At 40.5% G+C, this 19,847-nt stretch carries 20 protein-coding genes; 16 read left to right on the forward strand and 4 right to left on the reverse strand.

Features of this window, described 5'->3' with window-relative positions; genetic code table 11:
- Window positions 1–72: 72 nt before the first annotated feature.
- Window positions 73–888 (reverse strand): peptide chain release factor N(5)-glutamine methyltransferase, encoded by an 816-nt coding sequence (gene prmC, locus E0H87_RS00625; RefSeq protein WP_131321450.1) that lies wholly within the window; start codon window positions 886–888, stop codon window positions 73–75.
- On the reverse strand, window positions 888–1,976 hold the full coding sequence (prfA, locus tag E0H87_RS00630; RefSeq protein ID WP_131321452.1) for a peptide chain release factor 1: 1,089 nt from the start codon (window positions 1,974–1,976) through the stop codon (window positions 888–890). The genes prmC and prfA overlap by 1 nt, the downstream gene beginning before the upstream one ends.
- Window positions 1,977–2,329: 353 nt before the next feature.
- Here prfA and E0H87_RS00635 point away from each other — a divergent pair, with 353 nt between their 5' ends.
- From E0H87_RS00635 to E0H87_RS00650, 4 genes are all read left to right on the forward strand, one after another.
- Complete coding sequence (locus tag E0H87_RS00635) at window positions 2,330–2,761, forward strand: glycine zipper domain-containing protein (protein ID WP_131321454.1); 432 nt, start codon at window positions 2,330–2,332, stop codon at window positions 2,759–2,761.
- Window positions 2,762–2,999: 238 nt separating this feature from the next.
- On the forward strand, window positions 3,000–3,512 hold the full coding sequence (locus E0H87_RS00640; RefSeq protein WP_131321456.1) for a hypothetical protein: 513 nt from the start codon (window positions 3,000–3,002) through the stop codon (window positions 3,510–3,512).
- Window positions 3,513–3,637: 125 nt separating this feature from the next.
- Entirely contained in the window at window positions 3,638–4,642 is a 1,005-nt protein-coding gene (locus tag E0H87_RS00645; RefSeq protein ID WP_131321458.1) for an LLM class flavin-dependent oxidoreductase, read from the forward strand.
- 180 nt (window positions 4,643–4,822) lie between these two features.
- Window positions 4,823–5,389, forward strand: coding sequence for a flavoprotein (locus E0H87_RS00650; RefSeq protein ID WP_131321460.1), 567 nt, complete (start codon window positions 4,823–4,825; stop codon window positions 5,387–5,389).
- Between the two features lie 129 nt (window positions 5,390–5,518).
- Here E0H87_RS00650 and E0H87_RS00655 read toward each other — a convergent pair whose 3' ends face one another.
- A complete protein-coding gene (locus E0H87_RS00655; RefSeq protein ID WP_044740377.1) occupies window positions 5,519–6,355 on the reverse strand; it encodes a pyruvate, water dikinase regulatory protein in 837 nt (278 codons plus the stop codon).
- Between the two features lie 155 nt (window positions 6,356–6,510).
- On the opposite strand from E0H87_RS00655, the gene ppsA reads away from it, so the two are divergent.
- The 12 genes from ppsA to alr all read left to right on the forward strand — a co-directional run bounded on the left by ppsA (window position 6,511) and on the right by alr (window position 19,291).
- Window positions 6,511–8,889: a phosphoenolpyruvate synthase gene (gene ppsA / locus E0H87_RS00660; RefSeq protein WP_131321462.1), complete on the forward strand. Its 2,379-nt coding sequence runs from the start codon at window positions 6,511–6,513 to the stop codon at window positions 8,887–8,889.
- Window positions 8,890–8,959: 70 nt separating this feature from the next.
- Window positions 8,960–9,715, forward strand: coding sequence for an RDD family protein (locus E0H87_RS00665; RefSeq protein WP_131321464.1), 756 nt, complete (start codon window positions 8,960–8,962; stop codon window positions 9,713–9,715).
- 298 nt (window positions 9,716–10,013) lie between these two features.
- On the forward strand, window positions 10,014–11,084 hold the full coding sequence (cyoA, locus tag E0H87_RS00670; protein WP_131321466.1) for a ubiquinol oxidase subunit II: 1,071 nt from the start codon (window positions 10,014–10,016) through the stop codon (window positions 11,082–11,084).
- A gap of 3 nt (window positions 11,085–11,087) precedes the next feature.
- Window positions 11,088–13,076 carry a cytochrome o ubiquinol oxidase subunit I gene (gene cyoB / locus E0H87_RS00675; RefSeq protein WP_131321468.1) on the forward strand — a complete coding sequence of 663 codons (1,989 nt, stop codon included), beginning with the start codon at window positions 11,088–11,090 and terminating at the stop codon, window positions 13,074–13,076.
- Between the two features lie 4 nt (window positions 13,077–13,080).
- Window positions 13,081–13,701 carry a cytochrome o ubiquinol oxidase subunit III gene (gene cyoC, locus E0H87_RS00680; protein WP_131321470.1) on the forward strand — a complete coding sequence of 207 codons (621 nt, stop codon included), beginning with the start codon at window positions 13,081–13,083 and terminating at the stop codon, window positions 13,699–13,701.
- Window positions 13,701–14,030: a cytochrome o ubiquinol oxidase subunit IV gene (gene cyoD, locus E0H87_RS00685; protein ID WP_131321473.1), complete on the forward strand. Its 330-nt coding sequence runs from the start codon at window positions 13,701–13,703 to the stop codon at window positions 14,028–14,030. The genes cyoC and cyoD overlap by 1 nt, the downstream gene beginning before the upstream one ends.
- A gap of 10 nt (window positions 14,031–14,040) precedes the next feature.
- Window positions 14,041–14,919 carry a heme o synthase gene (cyoE, locus tag E0H87_RS00690; protein WP_131321475.1) on the forward strand — a complete coding sequence of 293 codons (879 nt, stop codon included), beginning with the start codon at window positions 14,041–14,043 and terminating at the stop codon, window positions 14,917–14,919.
- A 294-nt stretch (window positions 14,920–15,213) separates the two neighbouring features.
- Entirely contained in the window at window positions 15,214–15,603 is a 390-nt protein-coding gene (rpsF, locus tag E0H87_RS00695) for a 30S ribosomal protein S6 (protein WP_016166408.1), read from the forward strand.
- Window positions 15,604–15,614: 11 nt separating this feature from the next.
- The gene (gene rpsR / locus E0H87_RS00700; RefSeq protein WP_004278792.1) at window positions 15,615–15,842 is read left to right on the forward strand and encodes a 30S ribosomal protein S18; all 228 of its coding nucleotides are present in this window, start codon (window positions 15,615–15,617) and stop codon (window positions 15,840–15,842) included.
- Between the two features lie 9 nt (window positions 15,843–15,851).
- Window positions 15,852–16,298 (forward strand): 50S ribosomal protein L9, encoded by a 447-nt coding sequence (gene rplI, locus E0H87_RS00705; RefSeq protein ID WP_004696433.1) that lies wholly within the window; start codon window positions 15,852–15,854, stop codon window positions 16,296–16,298.
- Window positions 16,299–16,498: 200 nt separating this feature from the next.
- Window positions 16,499–17,944: a replicative DNA helicase gene (dnaB, locus tag E0H87_RS00710; protein WP_131321477.1), complete on the forward strand. Its 1,446-nt coding sequence runs from the start codon at window positions 16,499–16,501 to the stop codon at window positions 17,942–17,944.
- Window positions 17,945–18,220: 276 nt separating this feature from the next.
- A complete protein-coding gene (gene alr, locus E0H87_RS00715) occupies window positions 18,221–19,291 on the forward strand; it encodes an alanine racemase (RefSeq protein WP_131321478.1) in 1,071 nt (356 codons plus the stop codon).
- A 302-nt stretch (window positions 19,292–19,593) separates the two neighbouring features.
- On the opposite strand, the gene E0H87_RS16310 is transcribed toward alr, so the two are convergent.
- Window positions 19,594–19,791 carry a BLUF domain-containing protein gene (locus E0H87_RS16310; RefSeq protein ID WP_131322479.1) on the reverse strand — a complete coding sequence of 66 codons (198 nt, stop codon included), beginning with the start codon at window positions 19,789–19,791 and terminating at the stop codon, window positions 19,594–19,596.
- Window positions 19,792–19,847: the final 56 nt, after the last annotated feature.

The following is a 19,847-nucleotide window of genomic DNA, read 5'->3' on the forward strand; positions in this document are numbered from 1 at the left end:
TACTAAATCACATAAAAAAGCACAACCCTTGGGTCGTGCTTTTTGTAATTTTACAAGGATAAAACTGGACAATTATTGCAATTTCCCCAAAGTCACGCGGTCATTCCCACCGTAATCCTTAACTGTTCTGACCTCTTTAAAACCCGCAGCTTTAAAGATATTACGTACGGCTTCACCTTGATCATAGCCATGCTCAAGTACAATCCAACCTTGCGCAGCTAACCATTTTTTACCCTGCTGGATAATATGTTCAATATCCGCCAAGCCATGTTTATCTGCGACCAAAGCCCGTTCAGGCTCAGAAGCTAAATTCAGCATATGCTCATTTTTTACATCAATATAAGGTGGATTAGACACAATCACATCAAAATATTGACGATTCAATGCAGCAAACCAACTACCCAAAAAGAACTTCACCTGTGTTAAATCATGCTTTTCAGCATTATGCAGAGCAACTTCTAAAGTCGGTTCATAAATATCTGTTGCAATGACAGACCAGTTGGGACGTTCACTCGCCAATGACAATGCGATTGCACCCGTACCAGTGCCTAAATCTACAACACGTGTATCTTCAGGCAAATCAAGACGTAATACCGTTTCAACCAAAACTTCAGTATCTGGGCGAGGCACCAGAGTATCTTTAGTCACAGTCAAGTCTAATGTCCAAAACGGTTGAGAACCCGTCACGTAAGCCAAAGGTTCACCCGCTGCTATACGTGCCAAACCATTTACATAGTCTTGCTCTTGCTCTGCGGTAAGTTCTTGGGCGGATTTGAGGGATAAATCAAAAGCATCAATTTTTAGAATATGCTCAAGTAACCAAGCATTTTCTTGACGCTCGTAACTCTCCACTTCTCCACGTAAGGCTAAAGCCTGTGCAATATTCATTAGCCACCGTTTTGCTGTGCAAGCATCGCCAATTGGTCTGCTTGATATTCACGATGTAAACTATCCAATAATTCGTTTAAATCACCTTCCATCACTGCATCCAACTTATATAAAGTTAAGTTGATACGATGGTCGGTCATACGACCTTGCGGATAGTTATACGTACGGATTCGTTCAGAACGATCGCCCGAACCCACTAAGTCACGACGCATTTCAGAAGTTGCAGCATCTACTGCAGCACGTTTTGCATTTTCTAAACGTGAAGCCAGTAAAGCCATCGCTTTGGCTTTGTTTTTATGCTGTGAACGTTCTTCCTGACATTCCACCACAGTTCCAGTAGGAATGTGGGTAATACGAACGGCTGAATCTGTTTTATTGACGTGCTGTCCACCTGCACCAGATGCGCGGTAAGTATCAATACGTAAATCAGAAGGATTAATGTCTACAGTCGTATCCACATCAATCTCAGGTAAAATCGCAACTGTACATGCAGAAGTATGTACACGACCTTGTGACTCTGTCGCAGGAACACGTTGTACACGGTGAGCGCCACTTTCAAACTTCAAGCGACCATACACCCCTTCACCATTGACTAAGCAGATGACTTCTTTATAACCACCATGTTCACCTTCATTTTCCGAAAGAACTTCAATACGCCAACCTTTCGATTCAGCATACTTGCTATACATACGGAATAAATCACCAGAGAAAATAGCGGCTTCATCACCGCCAGTTCCTGCACGGATTTCCAAATAGGCCGAATTCGCATCATTTGGATCTTTAGGAATCATCAAGATATTGAGATCAGCCTCAAGCTGTTCAATAATGGCTTTATTTCCCTTAATTTCTTCTTGAGCCATTTCTTTAAAATCTGGATCAGACAACATGGCATTTGCAGTTTCGATGTCTTCTTCTGCTTGTCTATACTTTGCCCAAACTTCTGTAATTTCGCTTAAATCACTATGTTCACGTGATAATTGACGAAAACGCTTGTTATCCGAAATAACCTCAGCATCAGCCAATAACGCTGTTAACTCTTCATGACGGTCAGAAAGCTGATCTAATCGTAAACGTAACGATTCTTTCATTGTTTAATCTATCTCAATAACTCAGGCAGTCTAAATAAGGCTGCATAATTTCAAATTTGTGCATAGTTTACCGATTCTGCCCTTTAATTGACATATCTATTATGCTGATAAATAAGCTTCTGGAGCTTTCGCTTTCTTCATCATTTATTCTTTTATTACGAGAAGAAAGTTGCTGCTTATTTACCCATGCAATGCTTAATCAGTCATAAAATGAACAATTTTAATCAAACTCATACAAAGCACTCACCTAACAGCACAACTTAGCGCCTTGCTCTCCACATTTATGACGATGCGTTTTGTTACATTTGCCGCATCAAAAAATTTCGTCCGCATTTTTGGACATGGAGAATACGATGAAACTGAATGCTGTTTTATTAAGTACTGCATTGGCTGCATCTTCAATGTTAGCAATGAATACTCACGCAGATAGTACAACACGTGTTGCAGCAGCAAGTGCACTCGGTAGTGTTGCAGGTACTGCTGTTGGTAAAAGCATGGGTGGCAATACAGGCGCTACAATTGGTGCAGCACTCGGTGGTGCTGGTGGTGCAGCTGTTGCAAGTGATCGCCGTAACCGTACTGAGTCTGCTATTGGTGGTGCTTTAGGTGGTGGTACAGGTTATACCGTCGGTAAAAGCATGGGTGGTACTAACGGTGGCTACATTGGTTCTGCATTAGGCGCTGCTGGTGGTGCTGCATTAGGAAACAAAATTTCTAAAGATAAAGCTGAAGAAAAAGCCAAATCATCACGCAAATGGAAAAAACGTCACCGTCACTACCGTTAATTCCTCTAGTCCAAGCATTCAAGCACCGTTAGGTGCTTGTTTTATGTTGGGTTAAAAAAGTTAGATCTAAAATTAAAATGGTCGTGTTTTTAAAACCGTAATTGTGAATTTGTTATGAAGAAGCAACACAAAGTAATGACAAAACCCTCATGCACGCATACAAAGCCCTTCATTTTAATCCGCTCAACTCTTTTAGATTGGACTTAAGCACATAGCACTTTGAAAAATGGAGTTTGCAATGAAACTGAATCATGTAATTTATGCCTCATTAATCGCGACCACAATGATGGGGACTGCTTATGCCGATAATGGCACTCGCGTTGCCGCAACATCAGCTTTAGGTAGTGTCGCAGGCACAGCAATTGGTAAACAACTCGGCGGTACAACAGGCGCAATGATTGGTGCTGCTGTCGGTGGTGCAGGTGGCGCTGCTGCTGCGAGTGATCGACGTAATCGTACTTCTGCTGCTATTGGTGGTGGTCTTGGTGGTGCGGGTGGTTACACTGTAGGTAAAAATGTTGCAGGAACTAATGGTGGCTATGTTGGCGCCGCTTTAGGGGCCGCAGGTGGTTCAGCGCTAGGGCGCAAAGTGTCAGAAGACCGTCGTGACGATGAACGCTATGATAATCGTGGCTATCGCTCAGACCGTAATTATCGCTACAACGACGATGAACGTTACAATGATCGCCATTACCGCCATGACAATGGACGCCATTTGGGCCACTACAAGAAAAAACGTTGGGATGATTAATCCGTCATAATACAAAGCATCTTCGGATGCTTTTATTTTGGGTTTAGGTAATATATCGAAATTAAGCGATATACAAACCCCTTCTTATATCGTATTATTTCGATATATAATTTTCGAGTTTGGATATGCATACTCTACAAAATACCAAATTTTCAATTCTGGAGCTTGCACCAGTCCGTGATGATAAAAGTATTGCCTTTTCTTTACACCACGCACTAGAACTTGCTCAACATGCTGAAAAATTGGGCTTTGAACGCTTCTGGTTAGCTGAACATCACAATATGGATGGTATTGCCAGTTCTGCTACAGCTGTCTTACTGGGTTATATTCTTGCCAACACGCAAACGCTGAAAGTCGGTTCAGGCGGAATCATGCTGCCAAATCATGCACCACTTGTGGTTGCAGAACAATTTGGAACTTTAGCCACGCTTTATCCGAACCGTATTGAATTGGGTCTAGGTCGCGCACCTGGTACAGATCAAGTGACCATGCGAGCATTACGTCGCGGGCGCCAAGAAACTGAAGATCAATTTCCGCAAGATGTCACAGAAATATTACAATACTTCAAAGCACCTGATGAACATCAAAAAATTGTTGCTACACCAGGACAATCCACCCATGTCCCTGTTTGGCTTTTAGGTTCTAGCTTGTTTAGCGCTCAATTGGCAGCACGCTTGGGACTTCCCTACTCTTTCGCATCTCACTTTGCACCGAGAATGCTCGGACAAGCGATTCAACTTTACCGTGATAATTTTCAACCATCCGAATATCTGGATCAACCTTATGTTTCGATGGGCGTGCCTACAGTCATTGCAGACACAGATGAAGAAGCCCAGTATCTTGCGACCAGTGCCTTCCAACGTGTACTTGCCTTAATGCGAGGACATAGCCTAAAACTTAAACCTCCTGTAGAAAGTATGCAGAACCTATGGTCACCCGTCGAAAAAATGTCAGTGAATAACTTCTTTGCCTTAGCACAAATTGGTTCGGTTCAAACCGTAAAAGATGGTCTTGAAGATTTACTTAAAACTTATCAAGTCGATGAGTTTATTTTCACCTGCGATATTTACGATACTGAAAAACGCTTAGCAAACTTTAGCCATCTGATGAACATAAAAAATAATTTATGATTCAAATATTTGAATCACATCAAGCCTAAGAAACATGTTTCTTAGGCTTTCCGAATTTCCCATACAATCCATCTATCAAAATGACTGCCGAGTAGCAGAATCCACTTTACGTGGTTGATGAATTAATATTCAATTAAAAACTAAAAATTCTGACAATAAAAAAATGATTAAGGAACAATCATGCAACAATTTAGTAAGCTGAATACTTCCAGCCATATTTTTCAACATCTACCACAAGATTATGAAATATTTAAAGGACAAATACGGACATCAGCGGAACTCAACCTAGACACATGCATCGAGCAAAGGGTTGCAATCATTGGGATCGATCAAAAAATCGCCGCATTACTTGAAAAAATTCGCAATAGATCAAGTTCAGTCTATGTCTTTCAGATACAACCAGCCTTAATTCTTCCACAGTCAGAACAAAAATATAGCCGTTATATGCAACATCCCTTACTCATAAAAAACAAGCGCCTCATCAATACCCGTATCAAAAGTATCTTAGCGCTTCGGTTTCTAGATTCTCAAATTCAGAACAACTGGCTAAAACGACAACTAACGCCTAATATTACCCGTGAAAAGAAAGAATTTCTAAAATCTGATGATTATTATCACGCATTGCAACAGGAAAAATGCCAACTTATTACTTGGCCCGTCAAAAAAATTACAGAAAGCTGCATTGAATGTGTAGATGGTTCTATCTATCCAGTCGATTTAATTATCCTTACAAATTCACTTAAATAATTGCAGACCATTTCAAATGAAGTTTCATCTTTATCATTAGAATGATTGCACATAAAAAAACCCAATCCAGTTATTCAGATTGGGAATTAAGCTATTCAATTTTTATATAAATACTGGATTAATCCAATATTATCCAATTCGGCGTTTTAGACCCGTCATTTGTAATACACGGGTAGAAATTTCTTCAATCGACATTTCAGACACATTCAGATATTTAATCCCTTCTGAGATATAAATGCCTTCAATTGCACGCAACTCCATTTGACATTGGCTAAAGCTTGCATAGCGACTATTGGCTTTACGCTCAGAACGAATCGCAACCAAACGTTCAGCATCAATCATGAGTCCAAACAGCTTATGCTTATGCGCTTTCAATACTGAAGGTAAACGGTTGTCATCTAAATCTTCTTCCGTAAGTGGATAATTTGCGACACGAATTCCAAATTGTAATGACAAATAAATGGATGTTGGTGTCTTCCCTGAACGAGAAACCCCAATCAAAATTAAGTCGGCTTTGTCATAATGACGAGTACGAGCGCCATCATCGTTATCTAGCGCAAAATGTACGGCATCAATACGCGCTTTATATGACTCAGAATCCGTCACCGCATGGGTTTGTCCGACTAAAGTTGTAGGTGGTGTGCCCAACTCTTCAGACAACTTACTAATAAGCCCTTCAAACACATCCAAATTCACAGCATTGGCCGTATTAATAATATCTCGTACATAAGGATCAACCAAAGTATCGAATACTAATGGTTGTTGTCCATCACGCTCAGCACGTTGATTAATCTCAGAAACTACATTCATAGCAGCTTCTTCAGACGTAATATAAGGAATAATATGAATGTCAAAATCTACATTTGGAAACTGGGCCAGTAAAGAGTGTCCAAGAGTTTCTGCGGTGATCGCAGTTCCATCTGAAATAAAAAACACACTTCGCTTTATTTGTTTACCTTCTGACATTAAAATTCTCCTCGAATATTTGTCTAAGTACTATATAATCATTATAGTAAACTGATCTTACATGACTGTCGCTTAGTAAACTTAAAAAGCTAAGCAGATTTGTTTTAAATTCATGACAAGATAGTGATTAATACTGCAAAAGTGGAGTAACAACTTTGGAAGCGCGCGTAATTGGTCTAGAAAAATTAGGGAAACACGACGTAGAGCTCGTGGGTGGGAAAAACTCATCTCTGGGTGAGATGATTAGCCACCTAGCAAATGCAGGTGTATCTGTACCTGGGGGCTTTGCTACTACTGCTGCTGCGTATCGTGAATTTCTCGAGCAAAGTGGCCTCAACGCTAAAATTAACGCGGAACTTGCAGCATTAAATGTTGATGATGTGATTGCACTTGCTGAAACTGGTGCAAAAATCCGTCAATGGATTGTCGATACCCCGCTTACCGCAGAACTAGAAAAAGAAGTTCGCGGCGCTTTCGCTACCCTTTCAAACGGCAACCCTGATATCGCGGTTGCCGTTCGTTCATCTGCGACAGCAGAAGATTTACCTGATGCGTCTTTTGCAGGTCAGCAGGAAACTTTCTTGAATATTCGCGGCATTGACAATGTTCTTATCGCGATCAAAGAAGTTTTCGCTTCACTTTATAATGACCGTGCTATTGCTTACCGTGTTCACCAAAACTTCGCGCATGACATCGTAGCATTATCAGCGGGCATCCAACGTATGGTTCGCTCAGAAACTGGTGCTGCAGGTGTAATGTTTACTCTAGATACAGAATCAGGCTTCCGTGATGCTGTATTTATTACTGCTTCTTATGGTTTAGGTGAAATGGTTGTACAGGGTGCTGTAAACCCTGATGAATTCTACATTTCTAAGCCACTTCTTAAAAATGGTAAACATGCTATCTTGCGTCGTAATCTTGGATCTAAACACCAAAAAATGGTGTATGGCGAAGAAGGCGCTGCTGGCAAGTCAGTTGTTGTTATCGATGTTGAAAAAGCAGAGCGTCAACAATTTGCGTTAAATGACCATGAACTTCAAGAACTTGCTAAACAAGCACTAATCATTGAAGAACACTATCAAGCGCCTATGGACATTGAATGGGCAAAAGATGGTGACGACGGTCTAATCTATATCGTTCAAGCACGTCCAGAAACAGTTAAAAGCCGTGAAAATGTTGGCACCATGGAACGTTACCTGCTTAAGCAAAAAGGTACTGTAATCTGTGAAGGGCGCTCAATCGGTCAACGTATCGGTTCTGGTAAAGTGCGCATTGTAACGTCTATTAAAGAAATGGATAAAGTCCAAGAAGGCGACGTACTTGTTTCTGACATGACTGACCCAGATTGGGAACCAGTAATGAAACGTGCTGCTGCAATTGTGACCAACCGTGGTGGTCGTACTTGTCATGCGGCAATTATCGCTCGTGAACTCGGTGTACCTGCAATCGTAGGTTGTGGCAATGCAACTGAAGTTTTAACCGATGGACAAGAAGTGACTGTTTCATGTGCTGAAGGTGATACAGGCTTTATTTACGAAGGTTCGTTAGATTTCGAAATTCAACGTAACTCAATTAACTCTATGCCAAAACTTCCGTTCAAAATTATGATGAACGTAGGTAACCCTGACCGTGCATTTGACTTTGCTCAAATTCCTAACGAAGGTATTGGTCTTGCGCGTTTAGAGTTCATTATTAACCGTATGATTGGTGTACACCCTAAAGCATTGTTAAACATTGACAGCTTACCACGTGAAACACGTGCAGCAGTCATGGCGCGTACTGCGGGTTATGCTTCTCCTATCGAATTCTACGTTGAAAAATTAGTAGAAGGTATTTCTACCCTTGCTGCGGCATTTGCTGATAAGCCTGTAATTGTTCGTATGTCTGACTTTAAGTCAAACGAATATGCGAACCTTATTGGCGGTAAGCTTTATGAGCCAGAAGAAGAAAACCCAATGCTTGGTTTCCGTGGTGCAAGCCGCTATGTTTCTGACAATTTCCGCGATTGTTTCGAATTAGAATGCCGTGCATTGAAAAAAGCACGTGATGAAATGGGTTTAACTAATATCCAAATCATGATTCCATTCGTTCGTACTGTACATGAAGCAAAACGTGTCATTGAATTGCTTGCTCAAAATGGGCTTAAGCGTGGTGAAAATGGGCTTAAGGTAATCATGATGTGTGAATTACCAACTAACGCCCTGTTAGCTGAACAATTCCTTGAACACTTTGATGGCTTCTCTATCGGTTCTAACGACTTGACTCAGCTTACATTGGGTCTAGACCGTGACTCAGGTATTGTGTCTCACCTATTTGACGAACGTGATGCAGCTGTTAAAGCATTACTTTCAATGGCGATCCATGCATGTCGTAAAGCTGGCAAATATGTCGGCATTTGCGGTCAAGGCCCATCTGACCATCCTGACCTTGCAAAATGGTTGATGGAGCAAGGAATTGAGTCTGTTTCACTTAATCCAGACTCAGTTTTAGACACTTGGTTCTTCCTTGCAGAAGAAAAAGCTCAACAAGCTTAAGAAAACATGTTAAAAAAAGACCCATTAGTTGGGTCTTTTTTTCTCTTTTCATTTTTGAGATTTTATTTTTATGCAAATTTACTTGGCACGTAATAATCAACAAGCTGGTCCATACACTTTAGAACAGTTGAATCAAATGCTTGCCAGCCAACAAGTACTTTTAACAGATTTGGCTTGGCATGAAGGTATGACCGAATGGAAAGCTTTAGGTGAATTAACCCAAGGGAAACTTGTATATACACCAACAGGTTATGTTCCACCAACACATACACCTTTACACAACCCCACAATCATCCAAACCAAAGTTGAAGGCAAAGTATCTCAACCAGAACTGGCTTCAGTGAATACTCGTGCGCTAGCAAAAATCATTGATTTATTACTTTGGTTGCCCGCAGCAGCAATTCCATCTTTCTTTCTTAACGCCAACCAAGTGAATGAACTTGCTAGCATCCAGCAAAAGATGCAAGCAGCAGATTCATCCACACAGGCTGTTCAATTACAACAGCAACTTTTCGCGCTTATTCCAATCGAAGCATGGCAAACCATGTTTGCCTATATCATTATAATGCTGGCTATTCAGGCATTCTTTCTAGCCAAGTCTGGACAAAGTATCGGCAAAAAGTTAACGCGAATTAAAATTGTAGATGCGGATAGCGGCGAGAAAGTAAATTTAACGCGCATCTTTCTGTTACGTAGTATTGTATTTATCATTTTAAACATGTTGTTTATGCCGTTTATCACGATTGCCGATTATTTATTCGCATTTGGAAAAAATCGACAAACATTGCACGATAAACTAGCAAAAACCATCGTGATAAAACAATAATCGTGATTAAAATTAAGGGATGATCAATTCATCCCTTTTTTTTACATAAGTTTGATATTTCAATAAAAAAAAAACTGAAACAACCAATTCCGACCACTAAAATCAGGTTTTATAACAGACATTTAAAGCGACTTTATATATAGCTTAGTTTAACGATATCAGGCATAATGCCCTACAACGTAGCGGTGCCACATGCTTGAGAAGTTTTTTTATCCAAAATCAAAATTCTCAAGCATGCGACACTTTAATCGCTATCCCATATTATTTAGGGAATGGGACTCTTCACCGAGGTTGTAAAATGAGACAAACGATTTTAGCTGTATTGTCTTTATCAACGATTGCTGCGCTCTTAACTGGGTGTGGTGGTGATATGGTACTTCTAAACTCTAAAGGTCCAGTTGCACAAGGTCAAAGTGACTTGATGATGACTGCGATCTATTTAATGCTATTGGTCGTTATTCCATCGATCTTAATGGCATTATGGTTTGGTTGGAAATATCGCTCGTCGAATAAAGATGCAGACTATAAACCTACTTGGGCACACTCAACTGCTATTGAAATTGTAGTTTGGGGTGTTCCAGTTATTATTATTGGTATTCTAGCTTGGTTGACTTGGTGGGGTTCACACAAGTATGACCCATACCGTCCAATCGATTCTGATAAAGCACCTTTAACAGTTCAAGTTATTGCTGAACAGTTTAAGTGGATCTTTATCTATCCAGAGCAAGAAATTGCGACTGTTAACGAAATTCGCTTCCCAGAGAAAACTCCTGTGAACCTGCGTTTGACGTCTAACTTCACAATGAACTCGTTCTTCATTCCTGCACTTTCTGGCCAAATCTACACCATGGCTGGCATGCAAACTCACCTGCATTTATTGGCAGATGAAACCAGCCCAGCTGAAGGCTACCGCGGTTTCTCTTCTAACTACTCAGGTTATGGCTTCTCTCAAATGCGTTTCCGTGCGCATTCAGTGACTGAAGCTCAATTTGCTGATTGGGTCGCAGCTGTGAAAGCAGGCAACGGTACTTCAATTAACCCTGCTGCAATTCAAAAAGGTATTTTAGACCAAGCTGAATTTGCAACCTTGCGTGATGGCAACCGTTCGCATCATCAGATCGAAGCTCTTATCGCTAAAGCGACTACTCCAGAAGAAAAGGCTGCTGCTGAAGCAATGAAGCCTTATCCAACTAAGCCACATCCAGTGACTTACTACTCTTCTGTTGAAAAAGGCTTATTTGAATCAGTAATCAACAAATACATGAGTAACTATCACGGTGCTGATCATTCAGCTACTGCGGGTACTCACGGGGCTGCTGCTGACGCACATGCCGCAGTTGAACCTGCTTCATCGGCTGTAGGGGAATAAGACATGAGCTTCTTAGGTAAGTTAGGTCCAGACTCGATTCCACACGATCCAATCGTGTTGGTAACGGTTGCTTTGATGGTTTTAGGTGGTATTGCCGCTTTTGCAGGCATTACTTACTTTAAAAAATGGAGCTACTTGTGGAACGAATGGTTCACATCTGTAGACCATAAAAAAATTGGTATCATGTACATCTTGGTATCTGTAGTCATGTTACTTCGTGGCTTCGCAGATGCAATCATGATGCGTTTACAACTTTTCCTCGCTCGTGGTGGCGGTGAAGGTTACTTACACCCAGAACACTATGACCAGATCTTCACCGCTCACGGTGTAATTATGATCTTCTTCGTAGCAATGGGTCTTGTCGTTGGCTTAATGAACATCTCTGTACCTTTGCAGATTGGTGCTCGTGACGTTGCCTTCCCATTATTAAACTCTGTAAGTTTCTGGTTATTCGCTGGTGCTGCTGGCTTAATGATGGTTTCACTTGCTTTAGGTGAATTCGCTGCTACAGGTTGGATGGCTTACCCTCCTCTTTCTGGTATTGAATACTCTCCTGGTGTAGGTGTTGACTACTATATCTGGGCGCTACAGATTTCTGGTTTAGGTACGCTTTTAACAGGTGTTAACTTCTTTGTTACCATCATTAAAATGCGTGCACCTGGCATGAAATTAATGGATATGCCAATTTTCACTTGGACAGCTCTTTGTACTGCTGTTTTGATTATTGCTGCATTCCCTGTGTTAACTGCAACAATTGCAATGTTAACTCTAGATCGTTACTTCGGTTTCCACTTCTTTACCAATGAGCTTGGTGGTAGCCCAATGCTTTACGTAAACTTGATTTGGACTTGGGGTCACCCAGAAGTATACATCTTGGTATTACCAGCATTTGGTATTTACTCTGAAATTGTGTCGACTTTCTCTCGTAAAGCATTGTTCGGCTACAAATCAATGGTGTATGCAACTGTTGCAATTACAGTATTGTCATTTGTTGTATGGCTTCACCACTTCTTTACCATGGGTGCAGGTGCCAACGTTAACGCGTTCTTCGGTATCATGACTATGGTTATTGCGATCCCGACTGGTGTGAAAATCTTCTCTTGGTTATTCACCATGTACAAAGGTCGCATTACATTCACAACTCCAATGCTTTGGACACTTGGCTTCCTTGTGACTTTCGGTATCGGTGGTTTGACTGGTGTATTAATGGCTGTTCCACCTGCGGACTTCCTTGTACACAACTCTTTATTCCTTATTGCTCACTTCCATAACGTAATTATTGGTGGTGTTGTATTCGGTTTATTTGCGGGTATCATTTTCTACTGGCCAAAAATGTTTGGTTGGAAGCTTAATGAAACTTGGGGTAAAGCAGCATTCTGGTTCTGGTTCTTAGGTTTCTACTTTGCATTCATGCCACTTTATATCCTTGGTTTCATGGGTATGACTCGTCGTTTGAATACATATGACAACCCTGAATGGGATCCGTACATCGCAATTGCATTGTTTGGTGCAGTATTAATCGCAATCGGTATTGCATGTTTCTTAATGCAAATCATTGTTGGTTTCTTACAACGCCATGACAACATGGACGTTACTGGCGATCCATGGGATGGTCGTGTACTTGAATGGTCTACATCTTCACCTGCCCCGTTCTATAACTTTGCTCATCTTCCAAAAATTAGCGGTATCGATACTTTCTGGAATGACAAAGAGAATGGTGTTGCTTATGCACGTCCGACGTCTTATGAAGATGTTCATATGCCGACAAACCGTGCTGCTGGCTTTGTAATCGCAATGTTCATCACTGCTATGGGCTTCGGTTTAATCTGGCACATTTGGTGGTTAGTTGTCGTAACCTTTGTTGCTGCAATCATCAGCTTCATCGTAAGCTCTTTCACTAAGAAAGTTGATTACTATGTTCCAGCTGCTGAAGTTGAGCGCATTGAAAACGAACGCTATGCGATTCTTGAAAAACACTTGAAGAAGGACTAAGACAATGGCTGAAGTACTTCATCACGATAACCACGGACACGATGAACATCATCATCATGATGATACTGACATCACAGTCTTTGGTTTCTGGTCATACTTGATGAGTGACTTGATCCTATTCGGTACACTCTTCATTGCTTTCGTTGTATTAAGTGGTCACGTTCCACCGGGTACACCAAGTGCAAAAGAACTTTTTGGTGAGTCTCTAGGTTTCGTATTAACTGAAACTTTTGCTCTCTTAATTTCTTCAGTAACATTTGGTTTTGCTGTACTTGCATCATACAAAAAGAATGTTAGCCAAGTTTTAATTTGGTTAGCAATTACTTGGGTATTTGGTGCATCATTCATTGGCATGGAACTGTACGAGTTTAATCACCTTGTACATGAAGGTTATGGTCCAAGCACAAGTGCGTTCTTATCTGCGTTCTTTACTTTAGTTGGTACGCACGGTATTCACGTAACTTCTGGTTTGGTATGGATGATCGTGTTAATGGTTCAAATCAAAAAATATGGTTTGACATTACCGAATACACGTCGCCTTGCTTGCTTGAGCTTGTTCTGGCACTTCCTTGACATCGTATGGATCTGTGTATTCAGCGTAGTTTATTTGAGGGGAGTTCTCTAATGAGTCACGATAATCATGCGTCTGATGCAGCTCACGGTACCGTGAAGCAATATACTATTGGTTTTATTGTCTCTGTGGTACTAACCATTGTTCCATTCTATATGGCAATGAACCCAGAAAACTTCGGTCGTGGCGCAACCCTTGCAGTCGTTGGTATTACTGCAGTTGCTCAGGTTCTTGTACAGTTGATTTTCTTCTTGCACATGAACTCATCTGCAGAACAGCGTTGGAACGTAATTGCATTTATCTATACGATTCTTACAATTGCCGTTCTTTTGATCGGTTCTGTATGGGTTATGAATTACCTTCACTTCAACATGATGCTCTAAACTGGTCGTCATGTTAAAAAAGTATTTATTCCTGACTAAGCCAGGAATTCTCTTTGGTAACTTCGTTACCACTTTGGGCGGCTTCTTCTTAGCCGCCCAAGGTTCTGTAGATTTCCTTTTACTTCTGATTACTCTACTGGCTACAACTTTGGTTGTTGCATCAGGATGTGTAGTTAACAATGTCATCGATCAAGACATTGACCAGAAGATGCAACGCACTCAAAGCCGCGCACTTGTCCAAAAAACCATTAGCCCTAGTGTTGCGCTTATTTTTTCTGCAGCCTTAGGTCTTTTAGGATTTGGCATGTTGTGGTTTTATGTCAATGCCTATGCTTTTGGTTTCGCTGTTCTTGGTTTTGTTGTTTATGTTGGGTTTTATAGTCTTTGGAGCAAACGTACCACCATTCACCAAACTGTGATTGGTAGCATTTCAGGTGCAAGTCCACCTGTAATTGGTTATACGGCTGTTTCTAACGAATTCGATGTTGCTGCATTGCTGATTTTTTTAGCTTATGCACTCTGGCAAATGCCTCATTCATGGGGAATTGCGATCTATCGTTTCGATGACTACAAAAATGCAGGTATTCCAATTTTACCTGTTGCACGTTCAATTTTACGTACCAAAGTCGAAAGTCTAATTTACGTACTTTTATTTGCAGCAGTATTAAACGGTCTATATTGCTTTGGTTATACAAACTTATTTTTCTTATTCACTTTCAATACTTTATGTGCCTATTGGGTTTATTTATCCATTATTGGTTTTAAAGCAGAAAATGATCAAGTTTGGGCTAAACGTTATTTCTTATATTCTGTAATTTTAATTACAGCTTTAAGTTTTAGCTTTAGTTTTAGTTATGTAAGCCCTGCCCCACATTTACCCCTTTTTTAAAAGATAGAGACCCCTCTCTATCTTTTAAAAATTTGATTTAGCCTTAAAGCTCAATAAAATAATAGTTACTATCCCCCATAAACTTACTTTTATTCAGTTACTTTCATTTGAATAATTGAATGCTTAAATCCCAGTCCAAATTCACAACATAACTTATTTTATGACTTGAATTTGGTTGCTAAACCATCTAAAATCTCACCTTCGCAAATTATGCGACACAACCTAGGTTGTGACTCCTTGCTTCCAACTTATTATTTTAACGTTGGGGGCTGTTCAAACCGTAAGGAGCTGACAATGCGTCATTACGAAATCGTACTTTTAGTACACCCTGATCAAAGCGATCAAGTCGTTGGTATGGTAGAACGCTACCTAACTCACATCAAAGAAGCTGAAGGTCAAATCCACCGTCTTGAAGACTGGGGCCGTCGCCAATTGGCTTACCCAATCAACAAGATCCACAAAGCTCACTACATTCTTATGAATGTTGAGTGTGGTCAAACTACTCTTGATGAGTTAGAAGAATTGTTCCGTTATAACGACGCAATCCTTCGTAGCTTAATCATCCGTCGTGAAAACGCAATCACTGAAGAGTCTTTATTGGCTAAGAGTGCTGAAGAAAAGCGTGCGCGTAAAGCTCAACGTGAAGAAGCACAACTAGCTGCTCAAGACTCTGCTGAAGCATAAGGAGAACATCAATGGCACGTTTTTACCGTCGTCGCAAGTTCTGCCGCTTTACAGCTGAGAACGTTACGTACATCGACTACAAAGATATCGACACTTTAAAACAGTACATCACTGAAAACGGCAAGATTGTTCCTAGCCGCATTACAGGTACTAAAGCTCGTTACCAACGTCAATTAGCGCTTGCTATTAAACAAGCTCGCTACTTGTCTTTGATCCCTTACACTGACAATCATAAGTGAGGTTGAGCTGTGGATATTATCTTATTACAACGCATTAAAAACCTTGGTAAATTAGGCGATAAAGTTTCAGTTAAAGCTGGTTACGGCCGCAACTACCTTATCCCTCAAGGTCAAGCAGTAGCAGCTACTGAAGCTAACACTGCTGCTTTTGAAGCTCGTCGTGCTGAACTTGAGAAAGCTGAAGCTGATGTTTTAGCTGCTGCTCAAGCACGTGCTAGCCAATTAGACGAAGTTAACATCGTGATCACTGCTAAAGCTGGTGACGAAGGTAAACTATTCGGTTCTATCGGTACTCGTGATATCGCTGACGCGTTAACAAATGCTGGTCTTGAAGTTGACCGTGCAGAAGTTCGTTTACCGAACGGTGCACTTCGTCACACTGGCGAATTCAACATCGCAATCCAATTGCACCATGATGTTGTTGCTGAAGTTCTCGTTACTATTGTATCTGAGTAATTTCTTGCAAAAAAAAGGGCATGCTCACGCATGCTCTTTTTTTATCTTCAAATTTTCTCATCAATAAATTCCAAGCCCACATTAGGCTGAAATTTTGATACTATCTTTACCCCAGAGTGCGTATTATTGATAAAATCATCATGATGCATCGCACATCTATCTGCATTATTTTTTTCTGCATTTATCTTTAGGTTGTTGATATGTCTCAGGCGAATGCCACTGCTACTCCAAACTCATCCAAGGCAGACAATAAAATAAATGAGTCGAATCAACTCAAAGAATTTCGCACACCTCCACATAATTTAGCCATCGAGCAAGCAGTACTTGCTGCCCTAATGACTGTTGCCGAGTCATTTGAGCAAGTCAGTGATGTGCTAAATGAACAAGATTTTTATGCAACACGCCATAAGTATATTTACCGTGCAATTGAAAAACTCGCACAAGAAAACTCCCCTTATGATGCAGTATTGGTAAATGACTGGTTAATTAAGCAGAATTTGCTGGAAGCAATTGGTGGTGAAGAATATTTAATGCAGCTTATGGCTGACTCTCCATCAAGTTTCTATAACCTCGAAACTTATGCCAATAAAATTAAAGAGTTCTCGACTTTACGTAATATGATTAAAGTCAGTTCTGAAATTTTGCAGAATGCCTATGACACCAAAGGTCGTAGTGTCGGTGAAATCTTAGATTTAGCAGAAACCAATATTTTCTCGATTGCTGAACAACACAACAACAATAAGAAAAATGCAGGTCCAAAAGCCATTAATACCGTAGTTGCAGACGTTTTTGACAAATTAAATGAACTGTCTCAAATGGAAGGTAACATTACGGGCCTAACCACGGGTTTTGTTGAATTAGACAATAAAACTTCAGGCATGCAAGCAGGCGATATGATTATTGTTGCCGCACGTCCATCGATGGGTAAAACCACTTTTGCCATGAACTTAGTCGAAAGTGTGCTATTTAATTGTGATTTGCCTGCGCTGGTGTTCTCAATGGAAATGCCCGCAGACTCAATCGCCATGCGTTTGATTTCTGCTTACGGCAAAGTACATCAAGGTCATTTACGTGCTGGTAAACTAGACGGCGATGAATGGTCTAAAGTCACAGGTACGATTTTACAGCTGCAAGAAAAGCATCTATATATTGACGACTCTTCTGCCCTACCTCCAACTGAATTACGTGCCCGTGCACGTCGTATTGCCAAACAACACGGTGGTAAACTGGGCTGTATCATGGTCGACTATTTGCAGTTGATGAAAGTTCCAGGTATGGGGGATAACCGTGTAGGTGAAATTGGTGAGATTTCTCGAAGCTTAAAAGCATTGGCAAAAGAAATGATGTGCCCTGTCATCGCACTTTCTCAGTTAAACCGTTCTCTGGAAAACCGCCCCAATAAACGCCCTGTAATGTCTGACTTACGTGAATCGGGTGCGATTGAGCAGGATGCCGACTTAATTATGTTTATTTACCGCGATGAGGTTTATAACAAAGAGTCAAAAGAAGCTGGTACTGCCGAAATTATTATTGGTAAGCAGCGTAATGGTCCAATTGGTACAGTCCGATTGGCTTTTGAAGGTCAATATACGCGTTTTAGTAACTTATCGCCTGAATACTATAGTCAGTACGATGACGAAGAATAAAAAATGGGCGTTCAGCCCATTTTTTAATGCTAAATGATTTAAAAATAACATCCCTATAAAACTGCCGTGATCGAACAAAACCAATAACCCATACATTTAAATAGAATAAAGTCATGAAATAAGATGGGTATTTGATTTTTATAGGTCTACAATAACTGTCATATTTTGTGGAGATTTACCTGAACGGTAATACCATCCCATATTTCTGATTCGATGACTTGAAATAAAACCCTTGTTTTAATCTTGCCATTCTCTGTTCCCAAAGGAGTCATTCGGGTGCGCCAAGCAACAGTTTGTATTGATCAATCAGCACTTCAATATAATTTAAACCGTGTTAAACAACTTGCCCCTAAGGCAAAAATCGTCAGTATGGTGAAAGCCAATGCTTATGGACATGGTATCAAAGACTGTCTTGCAGCCTTAAATAGTAGCGATGCTTTTGGTGTCGCCTGCTTGCAAGAAGCATTGGAAATCCGTGCTTTGGGCTATGAACAACCCATTACATTAATTGAAGGGATATTTTCCGCTGATGAAATGCAGACTGTCATTGCAGAAAAGCTGGAATGTGTCGTACATCAGCCACAACAAGTGAATTGGTTACTGGCCCATCAAGAACAATACACTGCCCTTGGACTCAAAGTCTGGATTAAGCTTAATAGTGGCATGAACCGATTAGGTTTTAAAGCCAGTGAAATTATTGCTGTCATTAATACCTTAAAAGCAGCAGGCTTTACCTGCGTATTGACCATGCATTTTGCCAATGCTGATGCCGACCACCCGTTAAATGAACAACAAATTGCTCAATTTATTGATATAAAACAAAGTTGTGCTCCAATTCTTGCTTCATGTTGTAATTCAGCTGCAATTTATCGCTGGCCTGAACTCCATTTTGATTATGTGCGCCCGGGCATTATGTTATATGGTGCAACACCTTTTGCTGAGCGGACTGTAAAAGATTTAGATTTACAGCCCGTCATGACCTTAAGTGCAGAAATTATTGCCTTGAATCATATTCAAAAAGGCGAAAAGGTTGGCTATGGTTCAACCTATACCGCATTACAAAACACGGATTTAGCCATCGTTTCAATTGGCTATGGAGATGGTTACCCTCGTGCCTATGTCAAACAGAATTATGTTGTGATTAACGGGAAAATGCTTCCTGTCATTGGGCGTGTGGCAATGGATATGGTTGCTGTTGATGTGACAGGTTTAAATGTTGCACTTGGTACACCTGTTGAACTTTGGGGTAAACAACGCTTAGTAGATGACGTTGCTGATGCAAATGGCACGATTGGTTATGAGCTTTTATGCCGTTTAAGCCAACGCCCTCATCGAACAGTTGAATAAAAAAACACTTTAGATACTGCTCCGCTTTGTGAGCGGTATCTATGGTTTCATTCTTTGGTCAACTGACCTGCGTCTATAACTGCTGATCTGGCATATGATATAGCAACTGTAAAAAATTCTGTAATGATGCTTGCTGAAATAATACGGGATTAAATTTGCTAGATCCCAATTGTGCAAAATAATGATGTACTTCTGAATGCCGACCTATATATTTCATACTCCAATCTGAAAAATGAAAATCAGTCTGTATTTGTTGTTGCGACAATATACTTAAATCAAAATGTCGCTGGTCTTTTTCTATTTTATTCAATAAGCTTAAAAACCGAATCTTGTTCTCCCTCCAAACATTGGAAGAAGCAACTATCTGCATAACACGATACCCCTTTGATCTTGAGTTTTACATTAAAATCTCGGGCTTCGGATAGAATGTCTCTTAAATCTTGTAGCCGTGTTTCAGAAGCAAGTTTTGCCTGACTGGCATAGCAAAGTTGGTACGTTATTAATTTCCTATCTTATTGTTTTATTCATTGTGCAAATAAAAGAATAGCGCGATTTC

Origin of the sequence: Acinetobacter sp. ANC 4178 (assembly GCF_004331175.1) — a bacterium.
GTDB lineage: Bacteria > Pseudomonadota > Gammaproteobacteria > Pseudomonadales > Moraxellaceae > Acinetobacter.

Coding starts and splice junctions, on each gene's coding strand:
- cyoE (WP_131321475.1), top strand. CDS start 14,041: ATGTTAAAAAAGTATTTATTCCTGACTAAGCCAGGAATTCTCTTTGGT.
- rpsF (WP_016166408.1), top strand. CDS start 15,214: ATGCGTCATTACGAAATCGTACTTTTAGTACACCCTGATCAAAGCGAT.
- cyoD (WP_131321473.1), top strand. CDS start 13,701: ATGAGTCACGATAATCATGCGTCTGATGCAGCTCACGGTACCGTGAAG.
- rpsR (WP_004278792.1), top strand. CDS start 15,615: ATGGCACGTTTTTACCGTCGTCGCAAGTTCTGCCGCTTTACAGCTGAG.
- cyoC (WP_131321470.1), top strand. CDS start 13,081: ATGGCTGAAGTACTTCATCACGATAACCACGGACACGATGAACATCAT.
- prmC (WP_131321450.1), bottom strand. CDS start 888: ATGAATATTGCACAGGCTTTAGCCTTACGTGGAGAAGTGGAGAGTTAC.
- E0H87_RS00645 (WP_131321458.1), top strand. CDS start 3,638: ATGCATACTCTACAAAATACCAAATTTTCAATTCTGGAGCTTGCACCA.
- E0H87_RS00650 (WP_131321460.1), top strand. CDS start 4,823: ATGCAACAATTTAGTAAGCTGAATACTTCCAGCCATATTTTTCAACAT.
- E0H87_RS00635 (WP_131321454.1), top strand. CDS start 2,330: ATGAAACTGAATGCTGTTTTATTAAGTACTGCATTGGCTGCATCTTCA.
- E0H87_RS00665 (WP_131321464.1), top strand. CDS start 8,960: ATGCAAATTTACTTGGCACGTAATAATCAACAAGCTGGTCCATACACT.
- prfA (WP_131321452.1), bottom strand. CDS start 1,976: ATGAAAGAATCGTTACGTTTACGATTAGATCAGCTTTCTGACCGTCAT.
- cyoB (WP_131321468.1), top strand. CDS start 11,088: ATGAGCTTCTTAGGTAAGTTAGGTCCAGACTCGATTCCACACGATCCA.
- dnaB (WP_131321477.1), top strand. CDS start 16,499: ATGTCTCAGGCGAATGCCACTGCTACTCCAAACTCATCCAAGGCAGAC.
- E0H87_RS00640 (WP_131321456.1), top strand. CDS start 3,000: ATGAAACTGAATCATGTAATTTATGCCTCATTAATCGCGACCACAATG.
- E0H87_RS00655 (WP_044740377.1), bottom strand. CDS start 6,355: ATGTCAGAAGGTAAACAAATAAAGCGAAGTGTGTTTTTTATTTCAGAT.
- cyoA (WP_131321466.1), top strand. CDS start 10,014: ATGAGACAAACGATTTTAGCTGTATTGTCTTTATCAACGATTGCTGCG.